Below are 15,855 nucleotides of genomic sequence, written 5' to 3' on the forward strand. Positions count from 1 at the left end.
TGAGGTCCATCCGCCCCGCCCATCGCCAGTACGACCCCTCGACCAGGAGGCTCCATGCATAAGTCTGGTATTGCCCTCGCGACCGGTTTGCTCCTCACCTGTGCGGCCCAGGCACAAACGACCTTCAATGTCGGCCTCGATGTGGAGCCAGGAACGATGGATCCGCGCTTGATGCGCGACACCAGCGCGACCAGGATGCAGGAACTCATCTTCAACGGCCTGATCCGCCTCGACCCGAACCTCAAGCCGGTTCCCGCCCTGGCGACCTCCTGGCGGTACACGACCCCGACCAGTCTCGAGGTCAACCTGCGCAAGAATGTCCTCTTTCACGACGGCTCACCCTTCACCGCCGACGACGTCGTGTATACCTTCAACACCGTGCTGGACACCAAGTTCAACAGTCCCCGGCGCAGTTTCTACACCCCCATCACGAAAATCGAGGCCATCAACCCCTATAAGGTTCGCTTCACGCTCGACAAGCCGTTTGCCCCTCTCATTCCGTACCTGGACATGGGCATCGTCTCTAAGGCCGCCGCAACCAAAATGGGAGCGGACTACGGCAACGCCCCCGTCGGCACCGGCCCTTTCAAGTTCGCCAGCTGGCAACGCGGAAACAGGATCGAGCTGGTCGCCAACGACAAGTACTGGGGAGGGAAGCCGAAAGTCGACCGGATCGTGATCCGCGCCATTCCCGACAACAATGTTCGTCTGGTGGCGCTGGAGTCGGGTGAACTCGACTACATCCACTCGCCCATTCCACCCCAGGAGTTGGACCGGCTGGCTAAGAATCCCAAGCTCACGGTGCAAAAAACCACGGGACTGGGCATCACCTACCTGAACCTCAACACGAAGGATCCGGTTCTAAGTGACCGCCGCGTTCGTCAGGCGCTGGCCTACCTCACGGATCGGCAGACCATCAGCCAGGACCTCTACTACGGCATGGACACCCCCGGCGATTCCTTCCTGCTCCCGGGCACGTCATGGTATTCGCCCGCGGTGAAGAAGTATCCCTACGACCCCCAGGCCGCCGACAAGTTGCTCACCCAGGCTGGCTGGGTGGCCAAAGCCGGAGGGATCCGCACCAAGAACGGCAAACCGCTGCAACTCGAGATCGTCACGAACGTCGATCCGAATCGCCAGCAGGTGCTGGACTTCCTGCAGGGCGAGTGGCGCAAAGCGGGGATCGATGTCAAGGTTCGCGCCTACGACTTCGCGTCGATGCTCAATGACCTGACCAATGGGAAGTTCCAGATCTCGCTGGTCGGCTGGCTGAACCTGACCGATCCGGACCGGGCCAGTTACAACCAGTTCACGACCAACGGCAGCAGCAACTACGGCAAGTACAGCAATCCAAAGGTCGATGCCCTGCTGGAGAAGGCGAGATCGGCGACCAACGTCACGCAGCGCAAGGTGCTGTACAGCCAGGCGGCAAAAATCGTCACGGAGGACGTCCCGTATATCTTCGTCCTGAATCAGGGCTATGTCGCCATCTTCAACAAACGGGTGACGGGATATCAACTGTATCCGTCCGGCTCCTGGTACTCCTTCGAAGACGTCAGCCTCAAGTAGATCCATGATCACCTTCGTTGCACGCCGGATGCTGCAGTTCATCCCGGTACTCCTCGGTGTTCTCCTGGTGGTTTTCCTGGTGCTGCGGCTCATTCCCGGTGATCCCGCAGCGGTGCTGCTCGGTACCGAGGGAAGTGCCGCCGAGCGCCAGCGCCTGGAGGTCGTGCTCGGGCTGGATCAACCGCTTTACGTCCAGTTCGTCCGCTACGTCGAACGAACCCTGAGCGGCGACCTCGGCCGCAGCATCTTTCAGGGAGTCGACGTGTCCAAGCTCATCCTGGAGGCCCTGCCAGCCACCATCGAACTGGCCCTCCTGGCCCTCGCGATTGTCGTCATCGTGGCGATTCCCCTCGGGATCTGGGCCGCCATCCGCGCCAAGTCGTGGGTGGACGTCACCATCACGGTGATCACCCTGCTGGGCGTCAGCATGCCGCTGGTCTGGGTCGGCATCCTGCTCATCCTGCTTTTCTCGCAGCAACTGGGATGGCTGCCGCCCTTCGGGCAGGGACCCAGTCTCGCCAGCGGCCTGCAGGCGGTCTTCCGGGGCCAGGTCGCCCCTCTCGCCCAGGGGCTCAGGTACGCCATCCTGCCCGCAGTGACGCTGGCCTTCGGCTCGATCGCGATCGTGGTGCGCCTGACGCGGTCGAGCATGCTGGAAGTGCTGCAGCTCGATTACGTCCGCACCGCTCGCGCGAAAGGCGCTGCGGACCGGACCGTCATCCTCAAGCATGCCTTCCGCAACGCCCTGCTGCCCATCGTGACCATCATCGGCCTGCAACTGGGCGCCTTGCTGGGCGGAGCCATCATCACCGAAACGATCTTCGCTTGGCCCGGCATCGGGCGACTCATCGTGACCGCGATCAACCAGCGCGACTATCCGGTCGTACAGGGCAGCGTCGTGTTCGTCGCCATCTTTGTGAGCCTGATCAACCTCCTGGTGGACATCTCCTATGGTTACATCAACCCGAAAATCCGTTACTCCTGACCGGCGCTGGCTTTTTCTGAGGCGCAACAAGCTGGGCCTGATCGGGCTGCTCATCATCACCGCAGTCCTGTTCGCCGCCGTCTTCGCCCCCGCCATCGCCCCGTACGGCGTGGACAGCCGGGACTTCAGAGCGCGCTTCGCCGGGCCCTCGGCGGCCCACCTGTTGGGAACCGACAATTTCGGGCGGGACACGCTCTCGCGGATCGTCTACGGCTCACGCGTTTCGGTTCAGGTGGCGGTGATCGCGGTCGGGCTCTCGGCCGTGATCGGCGTCCTTGCTGGCGCGTTCGCCGGATTCTTTGGCGGGCTGGTCGATACGCTGGTGATGCGGACGGTGGACGTCTTCTTGGCGTTCCCGCCCATTCTGCTCGCCCTGGCGTTGGTCGCCGCCCTGGGGCCGAGTGCCCAGAGCGTGATGGTGGCACTGGGAATGGTGTACTGGACCACCTACGCCCGGGTCATCCGCTCGAGCATCCTCGCAATTCGCGAGGAAGATTATGTCGACGCCAGCCGCGCCCTTGGTGCCTCGCCACTGCGCACCCTCTTCCGGCATGTGCTGCCGAATGCCCTTGGGCCGGTCATCGTGATCGCCACGGTGGGCATGGGGAATGCCATCACCGCAGAAGCCTCGCTTTCCTTCCTGGGGCTGGGCGTGCAACCCCCCACCCCGTCCTGGGGATCGATCCTCAACACCGGCCTGCAATTCCTGCGGCAGGGCCCACTGCTGTCCGTCTTCGCGGGACTGGCGATCATGCTCACCGTTCTCGGCTTCAATCTCCTGGGGGACGCCCTGCGTGATCTCCTCGACCCACGGAAGGTGTCCGCATGACCGACCTGGCACAGGCCTTTGATCTCTCACGGCAGTACGCGGCCGTGCTCCTCGGTGCGGACCGCGCCTACCGCGAACGACCTGTTGCCGGTGACCGGCGGCTCGAGGCGGAGGGACTCGTTCCGGTGCACTGGACCGGCCTGGAGGTGGAGGCGATCGACCTGGAAAGCGCGCGCCGAGCGCTGCTGGAGATTGCCGACCGGGCCAGTCGGTTGCAGGACGGACATCTGCGCGACTGGCTGACCGAACAGGCGTTCGCGACCCGACACCTGCTCGGCTGGGTCATGGGGGAAGTCAGCGACTTCGAGCAGGTGGTGGCGCAGTGCCTGCGCATCCCGCCAGCGCCCCCGGCCGCAGGTCGCCTCCGAGCCCACCAGCAGAAGCTTGACCTGGCACTGGTGCAGGCCGGGTTCAAGCCGGGCATGGACGGCCTCGAGGCCTACCGGGAGGCGGATCAGGTTCGCGGCGCGGAGCTCCAGGCGAGTCTGCAGGCCCTCCTCGATGAGGCGCGCGGGCGAGTCGCGCAGTACCTGCCCCAGCTGGCGCTGCACGACGTTCCCATTCAGGCGCAGGTGGTCAGCGACGCGCCTTTCAGCGCCTACTGCGATTATCCCGGGCGGAAGGTGTGGATCAACGGGGATTTCCAGTATACGCGTAGCGCGCTCAAACGCCTGGTTGCCCATGAAGCCTACCCTGGCCATGACGTCCATATGGCGCAGCGTGAACGGCTGACGCGGGCGGGCCGGATGCCAATCGACGGGGCCATTGTGCTCACCAACAGCGCCTCGAGTGTGCTGTTCGAAGGCATTGCGGAACTCGGCCTCGAACTCATCCGCTGGCGGACGTCCCCCTTCGATGAAATCGAGCGCCATTACAATCGCCTGCAGTACCTGTGTTCGATCGAGGCGGCCCATTCGCTCAATACCGGCCGGGCGACACACCGCGAGGCCGCCGCGCTGCTGAGGGCCCAGCTCGGCCAGTCGGACGAGTGGATCGAGGCGCGTCTGCGCTTCTTTACCCACCGGCTCCGCGCGCCCTTCATCTACACCTACTGGTGGGGCAACGAACTGGCCCACCGCTTCTGGGCAGCAGTGCCAGCCAGCGCGCAGGACGCCGCCGTGGCCCACCTGTACGACTGCATGCATTCGCCCGGCACGCTGTTCGCCCACTGGGCCCTGGGAGGAGAAGATGAATAATCTCGGATCAAGTTCGCAGGAACTCTACGACCGTGCGCTCAGGAGTATTCCTGCTGGCACGCACTCCAATTCCCGCGCCACGGCGGTGCCCCTGCGCTACTTCTCGCGTGCCCAGGGATCGCGACTCTGGGACGTGGAGGGGCAGGAATGGCTGGATTTCGTGATGGGCAACGCGGCGGTCGTGCTCGGGCACGGTCATCCGAACATCATCGAGGCGGTCAATCAGGCCATGCGCCTGGGACTTGGGGCCGGGGTCGAGAGCGAACTCAGTATTCAGGCCGCCGAGGCGTTTCTCAGCTGCGTGCCCACCGCCGAACAGGTGCGCTTCACGAACACCGGAACGGAAGCGGCCATCCACGCCCTGCACCTCGCGCGTGTCGTCACTGGACGGCAGGGTCTGGCCAAGATGGAGGGGGCGTATCACGGCTGGTGGGACGACGTGAACGTCAGCACGTGGTCCGACCTGACCAAAGCTGGCCCGGCCGAGCGACCGGTCGCCCTGCCGGGCGGCCCGGGGCTGCGACCCTCACCGGACATCACCATTCTGCCGTTCAACAACCTGGAGGCGGCCCGGGAGATCCTCACCGCGAAGAAAGAGGAGATCGCGGCCCTGTTCATCGAGCCGGTGCTGATCGATATCGGGTTTATCGAGCCGGAGCCCGGTTACCTTGAAGGGCTGCGGAAACTCACTTCGGAGCTGGGCATCCTGCTCGTGTTCGATGAGCTGCTCACCGGTTTCCGCCTGGGCCCTGGCGGCGCGCAGGGGAAATACGGCGTGACCCCGGATCTGAGCCTGTGGAGCAAGGGGCTCGCCAACGGCTTCCCGGTGGCGGCGCTGGCGGGCAGGCGGGAAATCATGGAACGGTCGGCCCCAGGAGCCGGGAATGCGCCCTTCGTGGGCACCTTCAACGGTTTCCGGCCAGCCCTGGCGGCCTGCCTGACAGCGCTAGAACTGCAGAAGGACGGCACGGTCGCCGCGAATCTGCACCGGCGCACCGAGGAGCTGAAACGTGAATTCAACGCTCTGGCACAGGCTGCGGGGATTGCGGCGCAGCTCCATGGTGGAGGCGGACACGTGCAGCCGTATTTCACGGACGTGACTGTCCGGGACTACCGCAGTGCGGCCACCACGGACGTCAAACAGTACCGGGCCTGGGCCGACCATCTCGGGGCCAACCACCTCATCGTCGCCTCCGGGCCACTGCTGCACAGTGCCTTCTCGGCCGCCCACGGCGACCAGGATTTTGAACGTTTCCTCGAGCTCACCCGCCAGGCTTTCGCCCTGCAAGGAGAACTCCATGCCTGACCCCAAGCATTCGCTGGAGTGGCTCGACATCACCCGCACCGCTGGCGGACAACCCCTGCGTGTGGCCGCCCATGTCTTCCGGGGAGTGGAGGACGGCCCGCGCGTCACGATCACCGCCGGGATCCACGGAGACGAGCTGCCCCCGATCGTCATCGCACGTCAGGTCACCGAGCAACTCGACTCGCTGCCCGTGCGCGGTCAAGTCACCGTCATTCCGCTGTGCAACCCGCCCGGATTCGAAAGTTTCACCCGGAATACGCCGACGGACATGCAAAACCTCAACCGGGTCTTCCCTGGAGACCTGGACACCTGGCTGAGTGACCAACTGGCCAAGAAACTCCACGAGTACATCGCGCCGCGCACCGACGTCCTGCTCGATCTTCATGCCGGGGGCTCGATCCCCACGGTGGACTACGTGTATGTGCTCAACGCCCCGGAAGTTTCGCGCGCCTTCCTCTTCCCGACCCTCTACAAGGGCAAATCCTATCAGGGAACGCTCGGGACCGAGCTGATCAAGCAAAACGGTACCAAAGTCGTGGTCGCGGAGATCGGTGGTGGCGGCCAACTTGACGCGCAGTACATCCGGCGCGGCACCGCTGGGGTCATGAATGCCCTGAAAGTCATCGGCTCGATCCCGGGTGATCCCCAGCCAGCGCCCGCACAGACCCTCCTTCATGACATGAAGATCGTCCGTCCGGCCTTCGGCGGCATCCTGATGCCCAGAGTCGACGCGACCCAGCTCGGACAGGCGGTCGACCGGGGAACCCTTCTCGGCACCATGGTGGATCCGCAGACCTTCGAGGAACTCGAAGAATTCCGGGCGCCGTTCGACAAGACCCAGCTGGTGCTCGTCAGACCGACGCCCAGCCGCACGCATGCCGGGGACTACGCCTACATGCTGGGCGATCTTTCGACGGCCGAGCAGCTTGAATCTCAGCAACTCGCCCGACAGGACGGGTAGATCGCATGGTCAAGGTCGACACCCTGGCTCCCGAACCCAGTGAATTCAGGGGACGCGCTGAGGCTCTCATGGCCCTGCTGCGGGAACAGCAGGCCTCGGCAGCCGTGCTCTTTGACCCTCACCGCGTGATGTATTACAGCGGCTTCGCGTTCTACCCGACCGAGCGCCCGATCGCGGCGATTGTGACCCAAGAGGGCGAGGTGTTGCTGTTCGTGCCGGAACTCGAACGTGAGCACGCGGCCAGCACGAGCGCGGCGCACGGGTTCAGGAGCTACGCTGAGTATCCGGGAGACCGGCATCCGATGCTCGTCCTGGTCGCCTTCCTCGCGGAGTGCGGCCTGCGCGGAAGGTTGGCCGCCGACCTGGACGGTTATCCGCTGGTCTATGGGTATCAGGGGCCAACGCTGAGCGAGGCCACGGGCCAGGAGGTGTGCCGCATCGCTGCTGAGGTTGATCACCTGATGAGCATCAAGAGCGCCTACGAGGTGTCCCTAATCCGCGAGAGCATGCGCTGGGCAAACCTGGGCCATACGCTGCTGCAGCGGTATACCCGCGTTGGGGCCAGTGAACTGGAGGTGAGCCAGCGGGCTGGCCACGAGGCGACCTGGGCCATGCGCGCCGCGCTCGGCAGCAATCACCGGGCCAACGCGCTCGGCTTCTTCGGAGACGGCGTCCTCGCCACTTACCGGGGACAGGTCGGTCGCCGCTCGAGTCTCCCCCACGCCACGACGATCGACGCGCGTTTTGAAGACGGCGACACGCTCGTCACCGGTGCCACTGTGCCGGTCTGGGGATACTATTCCGAGCTGGAACGCACCATGTTCATCGGTGAGCCTCAGCCCGAGCAGGTGAGGTTGTTCGAGCACATGATCAACCTGCAGGAGATCGCGTTCGAGCAGTTGAAACCGGGAATTACGGCCGCAGAGGTCGACCGGACGGTGCATGCGTACTATGAAAAGGAAGGCCTTCTCCCCTACTGGCGCCACCACACGGGACATGGCCTCGGATCAAGAAATCACGAGTGGCCCTTCCTGGACAGGGGGAATCCGGCATCCCTGGAAGAAGGCATGGTGCTGTCGGTCGAACCCGGCCTCTATCATCCGGACTGCGGCGGCTTCCGCCACAGCGACACGGTATTGATCACCGCAGACGGATGCCAGCGCCTGAGTTATTACCCGAGGGACATCGAGGCGCTCACAATTCAAGTCTAGTGGATGCGGGTTCTTGCAACCTGGGCCTGCCCCGATTGTGCGTAGTTGAAGTTAAGCGGCAGTAGCTTGGCGTTCGAACTCCAGGGGCGTCAAGTACCCGAGAGTGGAGTGGCGACGCTGGCGATTGTAGAAGACCTCGATGAATTCGAAGACGGCCTGCTATGCAGCGGCACGGCTCTCAAAGCAGGCGTCCTCGAACAGCTCCCTTTTGAGGGAGCCGAAAAAGCTTTCCACGACGGCATTATCTGTATAAAGAGGTTGGGTGAGGCGTTGCCCTCGCGTTGTCTGCCCGCGTGGCCTGGTTGGGAACTGCACGCCTCATCCACCACGAGGTGGACGCGGAGGATCGCCAGATACCAGGATGCCTTGGGGGCCTCATTTGACAGCCATGCACCTGCCACCTCCGTCTTCAGGCCAGGACCACGTTCGGGTGCCGGGGCAGCGAAGGCGCGGCGGTGAAGGGCGCGGACGCCTCGTCCACGATCAGGAGTGCGTGGGCCGCCGCGCAGGTCTTCGCCAGCGCCTGTCGGTCGCCCGCCGTGTGCGCGTGCCCACTGGGGGTTGTGGGGGTGGCCGACCTGCCGTCCCCGACGTTCCAGGCTTTCAGCGACGCACCGCGTAGTGCAGAAACACCTGCCCGGAGTCGAAGACTCGGCTCTCCAGCAGCTCCAGGTTCATGCGTTCCGTGAACAATCGTCGCCCTTCGCCGAGCGTGACGGGATGGACGTTCAGCCACAGCTCGTCGAGCAGGCCGAGGTGCTGGCCCTGCTGGATCAGGCTGGCGCTGCTCATGATCAGCACGTCTTTTCCGTTCTGCTGCTTGAGCTTGGCGAGCTCTCCGGCCAGGTCGCCCTCTGCCAGCCGCGAGTTCTGCCAGGGGGCCCCTTGCAGCGTGTGCGAGAAGACCACCTTGGGTACCGCGTCCAGCCAGCGCGAGAACGTCACGTCGGTGGGCGAGGCGGCGGGGTTCGTGGCCATCAGGGGCCAGAACCCGGCGAAGCCCTCGTAGTTCCTGCGCCCCAGCAGCACCGTGCCGATGCTCTCGTACTTCGAAACCCGCAGCTGCCAGACGTCGGGGTCGAGACTGAACCAATCCATCTCGCCGTTGGGGCCGGTCATGTAGCCGTCCAGGGTCAGTTCCATCTGCGCCACGATTCTGCTCATGGTGTTCCTCCCTGTGCGGGCCGTCTGGCCCGAACTGAAGGTCAGTGTAGGGAAGGCGCGTCCAGCGGTCTTGTACGAAGTGGCAAGTGCTCCTCGCCTGCCCGGAGCAGTTGCCCCGGGGTGTGTCCCACCCACCGCCTCAGCGCGCGGGTCAGGTGCGGCTGGTCGAAGTAGCCCAGCCGAAACATCGTCTCAGGAATCGGCACGCCCTGGCCCAGCAGCGCGGCGGCCTGCTGGGCCCGCTCCACCTGCCGGATGTGGCGCAGCGGCAGGCCGGTGGCCCGCAGCAGGCGGTGGCGCTCGGTGCGCGGGGCCAGGCCGGAGCCCGGCTCGTGCAGCAGATCCTGAACCAGGGGATCGTGGGTCAGCACGCCAGCGCGCCTCAGCCGTTCCACGAAGGCGTCCACGTCGTCGATGCCGGGCAGCGGCCAGGCGGCGTCGTTCAGCCAGACCGAGTGACCCGTGGCAGCGGGCAGCAAGGTTTCCTGATCCCGCAGGCCCGTGACGGGCTGGCCGGGCATGAAGGTGCCGAGCCGGAAACGAATCCAGAGAATCTCGGCCCCTTCCCCGTAGCTGGCGACCCCGGCACCCGTCCACGGCCCGACCAGACGCATGCTGGCCTCGCCCCCCTGCCGCACGACGACCATATGCCAGCAGTTCTCGGCGGGGCGGACCAGGCGGCCCCCTTGCGTGGTCAGGCCGCGCGCGACCCCGGCCACCAGCAGCGAGCTGCTGGAGCGCGCTTCGTAGATCAGGCTCACGTCGCTCTCAAGCTTAGTTAGCGGAGGGCGGCCCATGCGGCCTCTTCCAGCGCCCGCATCGCCAGGAGGTAGGGGCGGGGTCGTGTCCGCCACCATGATGTTCACGGGGAGGGCGAGCGTCAGGCCAGCCGGGCGATCAGGCTCAGGTGGCTGAGGCCGGGAGCGAACAGGCCGTTCGCCCCCGCGTCAGCGTAGGCGCGTGCCCGTTCGAGGGTTTCATGCAGCATGGCCGCGTCGTGCTCCTCCGTCGGCTTCTGGAAGAACACGTCCGTCCGGGCGTTGATGAAGACCGGGTCACCCGCTGCCCCGCGCGCCCGGCGCAGACGCTCGACCTGGTCCTCCAGCGCCCGCTGCACGGTCTGCGCGATGTCCTGGTAGCCGCTTTCCAGGTCCACCGACACGGGCAGGTCGGTGGCGGCCACGATGCGTTTCAGGTTCTCGATGGCGAGGTCGAGTGGAGTCCGCTCGCCATCCGAGAAGCCCAGGGCGTGTGCCACCGACCAGCTCCCAGAGGCCAGGGCCTGCGCGCCACTGGCGGTCACCGCTGCTGCACTCCCCACGTCCCAGATGTTGAAGAGCACCAGGGGCTGGCCCGGCACGTGCAGGTCGGCACAGCCGGTGCGCGCCTCACGTCAGGCGCCAGGCGCAGGCCGCGGGCGGTAGGTCGCCATAATGACCCCGCTGCGGCTGGCCCGGCAGTCCAGCAGTTCCAGCCGCCGCAGGCTGCCCTCGGCGAACAGCCGCTGGCCCTGGTAGGCGACCACGTTGTGGACGTACAGCGTCAGCTCGTCGAGCAGGCCGAGTTGCAGCAGTGCGTTCACCAGGGTCGGGCTGCCCTGCACCGCGATGTCCTGGCCGGGCTGGCGCTTGAGGTCCGTGACGGCCTGCGACAAATCGCCCCGGATGAGCTGCACGCTGTCGTACGGCCCCCAGGCCACCTGCTCCAGCGTGGTCGAGGCGACGTACTTGGGCGTGGTGTTGATGAAGCGGGCGTAGTCCTGGTCGGTGGTGGCGGTGGGCCAGTAGGCCGCCCACTCCTGGTAGGTCGTGCGGCCCAGCAGCAGGGTGTCGGTGCGCGACAGCGCGCGCGTCAGTTCGGCGCCCATGTCCTCGTCGAAGGTTTCCTGCCACAGGTTGGGAGATCCGGCGATGCCGTCGAGGGTCAGGAACAGTCCGGCGGTCAGTTTTCGCATAGGGCACACTCCTCGTCCTGGGGTGCAGGCACAGGGGGAGCATAGGTGGCAGCGGCGGCGGCGATCTTGTACCGAAACGACAGGGCCTCAGCGCGCGACGCCGCCCAGCGGGGCGTGGTGCCAGTCGACGTCGCGGGTGCGGGCGGGCGTGCGGCCCATCAGGCGCCGCAGCAGCCGGGTCAGGTGCGCCTGGTCGGTGTAGCCGAGTTCGTGGACCACGTCGGCAACGGCGTGCCCGGCCTGCAGGCGTTCCAGCGCCAGCCGCGCGCGCTCGATGGTGCGCGTGGCGCGCAGCGACAGGCCGGTCGCCTCCAGAAAACGCCGCTGGGCCCGGCGCAGGCTGGCCGGGTCGGCGGGGCGCTCGCCCTGCAGCAGCACCTGCACCTGCGGCTCGCGGCGCAGCAGGCCCAGCCGCTCCAGGCGTTCCACGAAAGCCTCGGCGTCGTCGGGGCCGGGCAGCGGCAGGGCGCGGTCGCCCAGCCAGAGGTGCCTGCCCGAGGCGGCAAGTGGCGCGTGCCGGTCGCGCAGCCGGGTCGGGGGCAGGCCGGGCAGGTGCACCCCCAGCCCCAGCGTGACCCCGAAAAACTGCGCGTCGTGGGGCACGGGGGCGGTGGTCGCCCAGGTTTCCGGGCCGCGCAGCATGACGCTCAGCTCGCCCCCCTGGCGGGTGAAGACCAGTTCCGTGCTGCACACGGCGAGCGAGGTCATGTGGCCGCCGCCCTCGCTGCGCGCGGACCACACCGATTCCACCAGCGGCGACCCGGAACCGCGACCCCACAGCTCGACGATCATGTCTGCCCTCCCCCGCGCCCGTTCATGCTACGCCCGATCTGTCGTCCATCCGCCCCAGACGGGTTTTGGCAGCGAGCCTGTTCAGCTTTCGGGCATCTGAACGAGTTCGATGATGGTGCCGTCGGCGTTGTGCAGGTAGACCAGGCGGGCACCAACCGGGCCAGGCCCCTCCTCAACCACCGCAACCTTGCCACGCACCTGCCACCCCCACTCGCTGCTGACCCGGACCAGCTCGTCCAGATCGGTGACTTTGAGCGCGAGATGCCAGGAACCGATATCCGCCGGGCTTGGCCGATACGTCTGGCGGCCCTGAGGTGCGACAGGCTGATACAACTCGATGCTCACGCCACCTTTGGTCAGCATGGCGATCTTGCTGCGGATGCCGGGGACGCCCGTCTCGTCCTCTGGCAGCGGGCCGCCGATTTCTGCTGTTCCATCCAGCGTGAACCCCAGCACCTGCTGCCAGAACTCGACTTGATGCTGCAAGTTGCTCACGGCAATGGCGGTGTGAACGATGCCCAGGACCTTCTGGGCCTGCGTACTAGGGTTGATCATCAACGCCTCCTTCTCCGCTTCTGTCAGCCCTTTTTGGGCTGGTAGCGGAGCAGCGCCACGCCCTTTTCCAACGCGGCGTGGTTCTGGTCATCGAAGACTTTCTTTCCACGCCCCCAGACCACCGGATGGACCAGCAACTGAGGTTCATCCACCAGATCCGCCGCCAGCAGGCTCCGCACCAGCGAGGCTTGAGGAGATCACGTATTTTTTCATGCTGTTCAGCTTGTCCGCGATGCCGAACTCGTTGTTCTTGAGGGCGGACCAGACCGGCGCGAGCATCTCGCAGGTCTTTCGCCTGAGCAGGGACGCATCGCTGTCCTGGTCTCCTCTGGCGATCACCTCGCCCCGCCCGTCGCTGCGATAGGGGTGATCCCACTGTTCCATCTCGGCGGCATCGAACATGCCGTCCAGGGTGATGCGTTCCAGAACGATCAGTTTCCGCATGATCTTGGCCGTCCTTTCGGTGGCTCCGGGTGACTGCGAACGGTCGGTACATTGGCCTATGGGCGCAACGGTCGAAGTTCGTTGGCGCGGTTCAGGGTAATCGGCGCTGGCCGAATCGTCGCATGCCCTCCCCCCTCCTGTAGCCCAACTGGACGTGACGACCAAGCGCGTGGGGTTGGAACGGTGCTCATTTTGCAACCACTGAAGACAACCTCAAACCAGCCACCCACTCCTGCTCTTTGCTATGCGGAGAGGGCACGCGCCAGAACATCGAACACGCGGGCATCCGTAGACTGAGCGACGTTGAAGCGCAGGAAGTTACTCGCGCTCAGTGACTGGCTGAATGCGTTACCTGGTGCCATCACGACGCCGTCTTTCAAGCATGTACGCGCTACGGTGGCGGCATCGGTTCCTTCCGGCAGGCGGCACCACAGGAACATGCCAGCCTGAGGCACCAGCCACGGGGTGATGCCCAGTGCTTCAAGGCGGGGCAGGGCCTTGTGCATTTCCCCGGACAGCCGCAGCCGCAACCTCTCCATGTGTCGGCGATACCCGCTGTCGGTTAAGGCCCGCAGCACCAGCTCGGCCGCCAGGCGCCCCCCCCCGAAGGTGGTGGCGATTTTCAGGTCAGTGAGGCTCTCGATCCAGTCGGTCCGTGCGGCGATGTACCCGCAGCGTAGCGACGCCGAAACCGTCTTGGAGAAACTGCCGATCTGAATCACCCGGGACAGGCCGTCGAAGGCCGCCAGCCGGGGCGCCGGGGTGAGCTCGAAGTCGGCGAAAATGTCGTCTTCCACAATCACGAGGTCCGACCGGTCGGCCAGGGCCAGGAGGCGGTGCGCCACGACCGGCGACAGCACCGCGCCGGTGGGGTTGTGCACACCTGAATTTGTGATGTAGAGCCTGGGCGTGTGGGCCTGCACCGCCGCCCCGAAGCGGTCCACGTCCGGTCCGTTCGGGGTGTACGGCACGCCTACGACCTGCACGCGGTGGGCTTTGAGCAGCGCGTGGAAATTGAAGTAGCAGGGATCATCCACCAGCACGGTATCGCCCGGCTCCAGCAGGAAGCGGCAGATCAGGTCGATGGCGTGCGTTCCTGACTCGGTGAGCAGGACCTGTTCTGGGGCCGCGTCGATGCCAGCCCCGGCCATCCGCCGGGCCAGCACCTGCCGCAGTTCCGGGTGGCCCAGCGGGGTGGCGTACTCGGTCAGCTCCAGCGTCCCGGCGCGCGCCAGGGACCGCAGGGCGCGGCGCATGCCAGCCTCGTACAGCCAGTCGGCCGGCAACCACCCGCACCCAGGTTTGAGCACGCTGGCATCCGTTTCCAGGGACTGCCGGGACACCCAGAGGGGATCAATGGCCCGGTCCAGTTGCGGGGCGATCTCGGTCAGCGCCAGAGGCGCGACCGGCCCGGTCACGTAGAACCCTGAGCCTCGGCGGGCGGTGAGGACCCCCTCGGCCGCCAGCCGCTCATACGCCTCCAGCACGGTCGACACGGAAAAGCCCATTGCCCGCGCCTGCGCGCGGACGGAGGGCAGTCGGGTGCCCGGCAGGTAGGTCCGGGCGGCGATCTTCGCCTGGACGCCCGCCATGACGGTCCCAATGCGGGTGCCGGTTCGCTTCATCGCGCGTCACACTGTCCTGGACTGATGGGCATAACAGTTCTTTCCAATTGTACTGGGTCGTGTCTGGTGAACCCGACCACAGCGGTGCTTTCCTGAAGCGCGCAAGGAGTTCGCGATGGAAAAAACAAAGAGAGGTTGGCTCAACGGAGGTTTCGGCGTCTTGATCTTTGCGGGATCGCTGCCCGCCACACGCGTTGCGGTCGCCGACTTCAACCCCCTCTTTCTGACCTGCGCGCGGGCGACCATCGCCGCGCTGCTAGGCCTGGCCCTGCTGCGGCTGCTCCGGCAGCCCCGGCCGACCCCCACGGACGTGCCAGCCCTCGCCGTCACCGCCCTGGGGGTCGTGGTGGGGTTTCCGCTCCTGACCGCCCTCGCACTTCAGCACGTCACGTCCGCCCACTCCATTGTGTTCCTCGGGCTGCTGCCGCTCTGCACGGCCATCTTCGCGGTGCTTCGCGGCGGCGAACGGCCCCGCCCGGCGTTCTGGGTGTTCTCCGCGCTCGGCAGCACCTTCGTCGCCGGTTACGCCGCCATGGGCGGCATCACCGCGTCACTTCAGGGGGACCTGCTGATGCTGGCCGCCACCGTGCTGTGCGGTCTGGGGTATGCCGAAGGCGCGCGCCTGTCCCGCAGGCTGGGCGGCTGGCAGGTCATCTGCTGGGCCCTGGCGCTCGCCCTGCCCGTCATGCTCCTGGGCACCCTGCTGAGTCTGCCCGCCTCGGTGGCGCAGGTCAGCGGGCCCGCCTGGCTCGGCCTGGCCTACGTGTCGCTGTTCAGCATGCTGATCGGGTTCGTGTTCTGGTACCGCGGCCTGGCCCAGGGCGGCATCGCGGCAGTGGGGCAACTTCAGTTGATGCAGCCGTTCATCGGACTCGGCCTGGCCGCGCTGCTGCTGCATGAGCAGGTGCAGTGGATGATGCTGGTGACCACGCTGGGCGGCGTGCTCTGCGTGGCTGGCGCGAAGAAGTACGCCCAATAACCCCCACCCCAGCCAGCAGGGGCCGCCGCCCCAGGCCGGAACCGATCACCTTTGAGGAAGTATGTTTTCTGGTCTGAGTGCGTTTCCCCTGATCCCCATGAATGAAATCGGTCTTGACGAAGTCACCTTCGCGCAGCTGATCGAGCGGCTCACCTGGGCCGGGGTCGATGCCAGCGGCGCTCTGGGCTCGACCAGCAGTTACACCCACCTCACCCGCGACGAGCAGCAGGCGCCCGGCACACGTCCCCAGACCCGCAGTGAGGTGTTCGAGTGGATGGAGGGCTT

The 15,855-nt window shown here is 66.0% G+C and carries 17 protein-coding genes and 1 pseudogene; 8 read left to right on the forward strand and 10 right to left on the reverse strand.

The features are described from left to right. Positions 1-54 precede the first annotated feature (54 nt). From E5F05_RS02545 to E5F05_RS02575, 7 genes are all read left to right on the forward strand, one after another. Positions 55-1,569: an ABC transporter substrate-binding protein gene (locus E5F05_RS02545; protein ID WP_138223649.1), complete on the forward strand. Its 1,515-nt coding sequence runs from the start codon at positions 55-57 to the stop codon at positions 1,567-1,569. A gap of 4 nt (positions 1,570-1,573) precedes the next feature. Further along, the gene (locus E5F05_RS02550; RefSeq protein WP_138223650.1) at positions 1,574-2,554 is read left to right on the forward strand and encodes an ABC transporter permease; all 981 of its coding nucleotides are present in this window, start codon (positions 1,574-1,576) and stop codon (positions 2,552-2,554) included. Continuing rightward, the gene (locus E5F05_RS02555) at positions 2,520-3,383 is read left to right on the forward strand and encodes an ABC transporter permease (protein WP_138223651.1); all 864 of its coding nucleotides are present in this window, start codon (positions 2,520-2,522) and stop codon (positions 3,381-3,383) included. The genes E5F05_RS02550 and E5F05_RS02555 overlap by 35 nt, the downstream gene beginning before the upstream one ends. Then, positions 3,380-4,579 carry a hypothetical protein gene (locus E5F05_RS02560; RefSeq protein ID WP_138223652.1) on the forward strand — a complete coding sequence of 400 codons (1,200 nt, stop codon included), beginning with the start codon at positions 3,380-3,382 and terminating at the stop codon, positions 4,577-4,579. The genes E5F05_RS02555 and E5F05_RS02560 overlap by 4 nt, the downstream gene beginning before the upstream one ends. Positions 4,580-4,712: 133 nt before the next feature. After that, positions 4,713-5,885 (forward strand): aspartate aminotransferase family protein, encoded by a 1,173-nt coding sequence (locus E5F05_RS02565; protein WP_244944451.1) that lies wholly within the window; start codon positions 4,713-4,715, stop codon positions 5,883-5,885. Beyond that, positions 5,878-6,846 carry a succinylglutamate desuccinylase/aspartoacylase family protein gene (locus tag E5F05_RS02570; protein ID WP_138223654.1) on the forward strand — a complete coding sequence of 323 codons (969 nt, stop codon included), beginning with the start codon at positions 5,878-5,880 and terminating at the stop codon, positions 6,844-6,846. The genes E5F05_RS02565 and E5F05_RS02570 overlap by 8 nt, the downstream gene beginning before the upstream one ends. 5 nt (positions 6,847-6,851) lie before the next feature. Beyond that, entirely contained in the window at positions 6,852-8,057 is a 1,206-nt protein-coding gene (locus tag E5F05_RS02575; RefSeq protein WP_138223655.1) for a M24 family metallopeptidase, read from the forward strand. A gap of 51 nt (positions 8,058-8,108) precedes the next feature. Here E5F05_RS02575 and E5F05_RS02580 read toward each other — a convergent pair. From E5F05_RS02580 to E5F05_RS02630, 10 genes and pseudogenes are all read right to left on the reverse strand, one after another. After that, positions 8,109-8,303, reverse strand: a pseudogene (locus E5F05_RS02580) (IS3 family transposase); the annotation flags it as partial. A gap of 357 nt (positions 8,304-8,660) precedes the next feature. Continuing rightward, positions 8,661-9,221, reverse strand: coding sequence for a dihydrofolate reductase family protein (locus E5F05_RS02590; RefSeq protein ID WP_138223656.1), 561 nt, complete (start codon positions 9,219-9,221; stop codon positions 8,661-8,663). Between the two features lie 41 nt (positions 9,222-9,262). Continuing rightward, entirely contained in the window at positions 9,263-9,982 is a 720-nt protein-coding gene (locus tag E5F05_RS02595; RefSeq protein WP_171029484.1) for a helix-turn-helix domain-containing protein, read from the reverse strand. Between the two features lie 119 nt (positions 9,983-10,101). Then, positions 10,102-10,581 carry an isocitrate lyase/phosphoenolpyruvate mutase family protein gene (locus E5F05_RS02600; protein WP_212744533.1) on the reverse strand — a complete coding sequence of 160 codons (480 nt, stop codon included), beginning with the start codon at positions 10,579-10,581 and terminating at the stop codon, positions 10,102-10,104. A 33-nt stretch (positions 10,582-10,614) separates the two neighbouring features. Beyond that, positions 10,615-11,175 carry a dihydrofolate reductase family protein gene (locus E5F05_RS02605; protein WP_138223659.1) on the reverse strand — a complete coding sequence of 187 codons (561 nt, stop codon included), beginning with the start codon at positions 11,173-11,175 and terminating at the stop codon, positions 10,615-10,617. A gap of 87 nt (positions 11,176-11,262) precedes the next feature. Further along, positions 11,263-11,967: an AraC family transcriptional regulator gene (locus E5F05_RS02610; RefSeq protein WP_138223660.1), complete on the reverse strand. Its 705-nt coding sequence runs from the start codon at positions 11,965-11,967 to the stop codon at positions 11,263-11,265. Positions 11,968-12,048: 81 nt separating this feature from the next. Continuing rightward, entirely contained in the window at positions 12,049-12,522 is a 474-nt protein-coding gene (locus tag E5F05_RS02615) for a VOC family protein (protein ID WP_138223661.1), read from the reverse strand. 23 nt (positions 12,523-12,545) lie between these two features. Next, positions 12,546-12,674 carry a hypothetical protein gene (locus tag E5F05_RS02620; RefSeq protein ID WP_212744534.1) on the reverse strand — a complete coding sequence of 43 codons (129 nt, stop codon included), beginning with the start codon at positions 12,672-12,674 and terminating at the stop codon, positions 12,546-12,548. Next, entirely contained in the window at positions 12,667-12,966 is a 300-nt protein-coding gene (locus E5F05_RS02625) for a hypothetical protein (RefSeq protein WP_138223663.1), read from the reverse strand. Before E5F05_RS02625 ends, E5F05_RS02620 begins: the two co-directional genes overlap by 8 nt. Before the next feature lie 242 nt (positions 12,967-13,208). After that, a complete protein-coding gene (locus tag E5F05_RS02630; RefSeq protein WP_138223664.1) occupies positions 13,209-14,591 on the reverse strand; it encodes an aminotransferase-like domain-containing protein in 1,383 nt (460 codons plus the stop codon). A 115-nt stretch (positions 14,592-14,706) separates the two neighbouring features. Between E5F05_RS02630 and E5F05_RS02635 the strand changes: the two genes are divergently transcribed. Then, positions 14,707-15,570 (forward strand): DMT family transporter, encoded by an 864-nt coding sequence (locus E5F05_RS02635; RefSeq protein ID WP_138223665.1) that lies wholly within the window; start codon positions 14,707-14,709, stop codon positions 15,568-15,570. The last annotated feature ends 285 nt before the right edge of the window (positions 15,571-15,855 follow it).

This window comes from Deinococcus metallilatus, from assembly GCF_004758605.1.
GTDB lineage: Bacteria > Deinococcota > Deinococci > Deinococcales > Deinococcaceae > Deinococcus > Deinococcus metallilatus.

Bases quoted from the DNA above. Each gene is read 5' to 3' on its own strand.
- E5F05_RS02545 (WP_138223649.1), top strand. From the start codon at position 55: ATGCATAAGTCTGGTATTGCCCTCGCGACCGGTTTGCTCCTCACCTGT.
- E5F05_RS02550 (WP_138223650.1), top strand. From the start codon at position 1,574: ATGATCACCTTCGTTGCACGCCGGATGCTGCAGTTCATCCCGGTACTC.
- E5F05_RS02555 (WP_138223651.1), top strand. From the start codon at position 2,520: ATGGTTACATCAACCCGAAAATCCGTTACTCCTGACCGGCGCTGGCTT.
- E5F05_RS02560 (WP_138223652.1), top strand. From the start codon at position 3,380: ATGACCGACCTGGCACAGGCCTTTGATCTCTCACGGCAGTACGCGGCC.
- E5F05_RS02570 (WP_138223654.1), top strand. From the start codon at position 5,878: ATGCCTGACCCCAAGCATTCGCTGGAGTGGCTCGACATCACCCGCACC.
- E5F05_RS02575 (WP_138223655.1), top strand. From the start codon at position 6,852: ATGGTCAAGGTCGACACCCTGGCTCCCGAACCCAGTGAATTCAGGGGA.
- E5F05_RS02590 (WP_138223656.1), bottom strand. From the start codon at position 9,221: ATGAGCAGAATCGTGGCGCAGATGGAACTGACCCTGGACGGCTACATG.
- E5F05_RS02605 (WP_138223659.1), bottom strand. From the start codon at position 11,175: ATGCGAAAACTGACCGCCGGACTGTTCCTGACCCTCGACGGCATCGCC.
- E5F05_RS02610 (WP_138223660.1), bottom strand. From the start codon at position 11,967: ATGATCGTCGAGCTGTGGGGTCGCGGTTCCGGGTCGCCGCTGGTGGAA.
- E5F05_RS02615 (WP_138223661.1), bottom strand. From the start codon at position 12,522: ATGATCAACCCTAGTACGCAGGCCCAGAAGGTCCTGGGCATCGTTCAC.
- E5F05_RS02625 (WP_138223663.1), bottom strand. From the start codon at position 12,966: ATGCGGAAACTGATCGTTCTGGAACGCATCACCCTGGACGGCATGTTC.
- E5F05_RS02630 (WP_138223664.1), bottom strand. From the start codon at position 14,591: ATGAAGCGAACCGGCACCCGCATTGGGACCGTCATGGCGGGCGTCCAG.
- E5F05_RS02635 (WP_138223665.1), top strand. From the start codon at position 14,707: ATGGAAAAAACAAAGAGAGGTTGGCTCAACGGAGGTTTCGGCGTCTTG.